Below are 3,982 nucleotides of genomic sequence, written 5' to 3' on the forward strand. Positions count from 1 at the left end.
ACCCGATTTTGATATGTGGATCAGACTGGTCAAGCATTACCCGATTCATATTTCTGAGCGACCTCTGATAAATTTTAGAGTGTTGCCGGGGGAGAGTGTCAGCAGCCAGACAGTGACTAACTCCATTCGTACGATGAACGAGCACTATCTGATCGCTGATACATTTTTCCAAGACGTCACCGAGCACCTGCTCAAGGCTGGTTTTTCGGAGATGCTTAGGTGTTCGGATATACCCACTTCAATCCATCTTGATATAGAAAAGGTGTTATTGCTTTTTGTGCCGAACCGCGCCATGGGCAAGGCCTACAAGATGATCGGGATCATTAAACTCGGTCATTTACTCGCTAGTCGTGTGCATCGTGAGGTGCTCGCAGACGCATACGGTATAGATGGAAACTGGTTTCAGGCTGAAATGGGGAAGCTGGATGTATTGCGACCCAAGTATTTGACAATGATCAGTGAAAAAACTATTGGTGTGAGACGTGCTTTGAATCGATTTTTAAAGCGCGATGACTATTAAAGTGAAAGTACATTAAGGAAATGTTATGCGTTATATGTATGTACCTCTTGTTGCTATTTTTGGTTTTCTTTCTGCATGTGATGCAGGTAAGCCAAAAGACATCGTTTTAAATAATTCGTGCTCGCTGGATAGTCCTGTTGCCGAAGCCAAGGTTTCGACAAACGTGCCGTTGCAGTTCTGGGGGTGGGCTTACAACGTAGCGGCGGGCACAGTTCCAAAGGATGTATCCATCGAACTTATCTCGTCGAACGGTGATGTTGCCCTTACCGCTCCGCTTACCCGTTCCTCTCGCGAGGATGTAGCGAAAGCCTTTTCCAAACCAGAACTGGAAATGGCCGGTTTCAATGGCGCGGTAGACATCAAGGTTTTGGCATCAGGTGTCTATACAGTGAAAATTATTCAGCAAGAAGGAAAGGACCGTCTTGCTTGCGCCAGCCCAACCAAGCTAAATATTCAGGCTATTAAGGGCTGATCAATCGCCTAAGTGAGGTACTAAGAAATTAGCCTTGGTGCGAGTGATTTGGGGAATCGGATTTTGGCTGTTCCTCTGATCCAAAAAAACACCCCGAGCTATTCGGGGTGTTTTTTATGGAGAAAATTTTCATTGCTTGATTGATTGCATCACTCGGGCGGTCGCCACGTTCAAATCAACTTCCCCAGCATCAATCTCAACATCAGCCTCCACCGGCGCTTCATACGGACTCCCCACCCCTGACAGGTTGGGCAACTGCCCCGACCGGGCCTTCTTGTACAGTCCTTTCACATCCCGCTGCTCGCAGACCTCCAACGGTGTGCTGACGTAGACTTCGACGAAGTTCTCTTCCCCTATCAGTTCCCGCGCCATTTGCCGCTCTCTTCTGAACGGAGAAATGAACGCGGTAATGACCACCATTCCGGCGTCCATCATCAGCTTGGCGACTTCGGCGATTCTGCGGATGTTTTCCACGCGGTCGGCATCGGTAAACCCCAAATCCTTGTTGAGGCCTTGGCGAACGTTGTCGCCGTCGAGGAGGTAGGTTCGATAGCCATTGGCGTGCAACTCCACTTCCAGGGCATTGGCCAGCGTCGATTTGCCGGAGCCGGACAATCCGGTGAACCAGATGACTTTGCCCTTGTGGCCGTTGAGTTTCTCGCGGTTTTCGCGGCTGATCGAGAGGGCCTGTTTGTGCACGTTTTGTGCGCGTCGCAGGCTGTGGGTGATCATGCCGGCCGCGACCGTGGCGTGGCTGATGCGATCGACCAGGATGAAGCTGCCGAGGGTTTTCGAATGTAGGTAGCTGTCGTAGACCAGAGGTTTGCTGATGGCGAGGTTGCAGACGCTGATGTCATTGAGTCGCAGTTGTGTGCTGGCGTCATGGGCCAGGGTGTTGATGTCCACCCGGTATTTGATGGTGGTGATGGAGGCGCTTGCCCATTGCGTGGCGAGTTTGATGTCGTAGTTGCGGCCGTGCAGCCCGGCTTCTTCGTCCATCCACACCAGCGTTGCTTCAAACTGGTCGGTGGTTTCCAGCGGGTTCTTGCTCTGTGAAATGATGTCGCCGCGAGATGCATCGATTTCCCGGTCGAGCTTCAGGGTGACGGCGTCGCCACACTCGGCCTGTTGCATCGGGCCGTCCATGCTGACAATTTCCGCCACCGTTGCGGTTTGACCGGAGAGGGTCACGCGGATCTCATCGCCGACTTTGACCGTGCCTTCGCCAACATAGCCGCTGAACCCGCGGAATGAAGCGTTCGGCCGATTCACCCACTGCACGGGAAACACCAGGCGTTCGGCTTGCGGTGTGGTGATTTCCGCGGTTTCCAGGTAACCCATCAACGTTGGACCGCTGTACCACGGCGTGTGAGCCGAGCGCTGGGTGATGTTGTCGCCCTTGAGCGCACTGACAGGAATGGCCGTGATCTTCTCAAAGCCCAGTGTTTGGGTGAATGCCTGGAAGGTCTCGACGATACGCTGGAAGGTGTCCTGATCAAAGTTGACCAGGTCCATCTTGTTTACGGCCAGCACCACGTGACGGATGCCCATCAGCGAGATCAGGTAGGCGTGGCGGCGGGTTTGCGTCAGTACACCTTGCCGCGCATCGACCAGGATGACGGCTACGTCAGCCGTTGACGCACCGGTGACCATGTTGCGTGTGTATTGCTCGTGGCCTGGTGTGTCGGCAACGATGAATTTGCGTTTGGCGGTGGCGAAGTAGCGGTAGGCCACATCGATGGTGATGCCCTGTTCGCGCTCCGCCGACAGGCCGTCGACCAGCAAGGCAAAGTCGATGTCGCCACCTTGGGTGCCATATTTTTTTGATTCGGTTTTCAGGGTTGCCAATTGATCGTCGGTCAATTGCCGGGCATCCCACAGCAGACGGCCGATCAGGGTACTTTTTCCGTCATCGACGCTGCCGCAGGTGATGAAGCGCAGCAGGTCCTGAGCTTGTTGTTGCTCGAGGTAAGCCTCAATGGTCGTGGGCTGTTGTGGGACGCTTGCCAGTGTTTTCAGGACCATCAGAAATACCCTTCTTTCTTTTTCTTTTCCATGCTGGCAGAGCTGTCGCTGTCGATGGCTCGCCCGTGTCGCTCGGAATGAGTGGAGCCCAGCAGTTCAAGCAAAATTTCGGCCACGGTGCTGGCGTTCGAATCCACGGCACCGGTCAGCGGGTAGCAGCCGAGAGTGCGAAAGCGGATGTTCCGGGCTTCGATTTTCTCACCGGGCAACAGGGGCATGCGTGCATCGTCGACCATGATGGTCATGCCGTTACGCATGACAACGGGACGTTCCCTGGCAAAGTACAGGGGGACCAGCGGAATGTTTTCCTGGTAGATGTATTGCCAGATATCGAGTTCGGTCCAGTTGGATAACGGGAACACACGAATGCTCTCGCCCGGCTTTTTGCGCGTGTTGTAGAGGTTCCACAATTCGGGACGCTGCTGTTTCGGGTCCCATTGGTGACTCTGGGTGCGGAACGAAAAAATGCGTTCCTTGGCCCGGGATTTTTCTTCATCGCGGCGTGCGCCGCCGAACACCACGTCGAACTTGTATTTGTCCAGCGCTTGCTTGAGGCCTTCGGTCTTGGTGATGTCGGTGTGCAGTGCCGAACCATGATCAAAGGGGTTGATGTCCTTGCTGATGGCTTCCGGGTTGGTATGCACCAGCAGATCCATGCCGCTTTCGCGGGCCATGAAGTCGCGAAACCGGTACATCTCCTGGAATTTCCAGCGTGTGTCGACGTGCAGTAATGGCAGCGGTGGTGGCGAAGGGTAAAACGCCTTGCGAGCCAGATGCAGCATCACCGCGCTGTCCTTGCCCATCGAGTACAGCATCGCGGGGGTTTCCGCCTCGGCCACCGCTTCGCGGATGATTTGCAGGCTTTCGGCCTCAAGACGCTTGAGGTGGGGCGTGCGCACTTTCAACGCATCCACCGGACCGGTTTGGCTGCTTGTGTCCAGTATGGCCGGGTACCCCAGCAATCC

Annotated in this window: 3 protein-coding genes and 1 pseudogene; 2 read left to right on the forward strand and 2 right to left on the reverse strand. The window is 54.5% G+C overall.

Going from position 1 to position 3,982, the window contains the following annotated elements:
- Both ACXRVY_RS19330 and ACXRVY_RS19335 read left to right on the forward strand, forming a co-directional pair.
- A pseudogene (locus ACXRVY_RS19330) lies at window positions 1-520 on the forward strand (glycosyltransferase); the annotation flags it as partial.
- A 25-nt stretch (window positions 521-545) separates the two neighbouring features.
- A complete protein-coding gene (locus tag ACXRVY_RS19335; RefSeq protein WP_223462071.1) occupies window positions 546-992 on the forward strand; it encodes a hypothetical protein in 447 nt (148 codons plus the stop codon).
- Window positions 993-1,121: 129 nt separating this feature from the next.
- Here the strand turns inward: ACXRVY_RS19335 and cysN are convergent, their stop codons facing one another.
- Complete coding sequence (cysN, locus tag ACXRVY_RS19340; RefSeq protein WP_223462073.1) at window positions 1,122-3,017, reverse strand: sulfate adenylyltransferase subunit CysN; 1,896 nt, start codon at window positions 3,015-3,017, stop codon at window positions 1,122-1,124.
- Window positions 3,017-3,958 (reverse strand): sulfate adenylyltransferase subunit CysD, encoded by a 942-nt coding sequence (gene cysD, locus ACXRVY_RS19345; protein ID WP_223462148.1) that lies wholly within the window; start codon window positions 3,956-3,958, stop codon window positions 3,017-3,019. The genes cysN and cysD overlap by 1 nt, the downstream gene beginning before the upstream one ends.
- Window positions 3,959-3,982: the final 24 nt, after the last annotated feature.

Source organism: Pseudomonas sp. P5_A2_2 (genome assembly GCF_054177685.1).

Excerpts from the sequence above, each read along its gene's own strand:
- cysN (WP_223462073.1), bottom strand. The coding sequence starts at position 3,017 with ATGGTCCTGAAAACACTGGCAAGCGTCCCACAACAGCCCACGACCATT.
- ACXRVY_RS19335 (WP_223462071.1), top strand. The coding sequence starts at position 546 with ATGCGTTATATGTATGTACCTCTTGTTGCTATTTTTGGTTTTCTTTCT.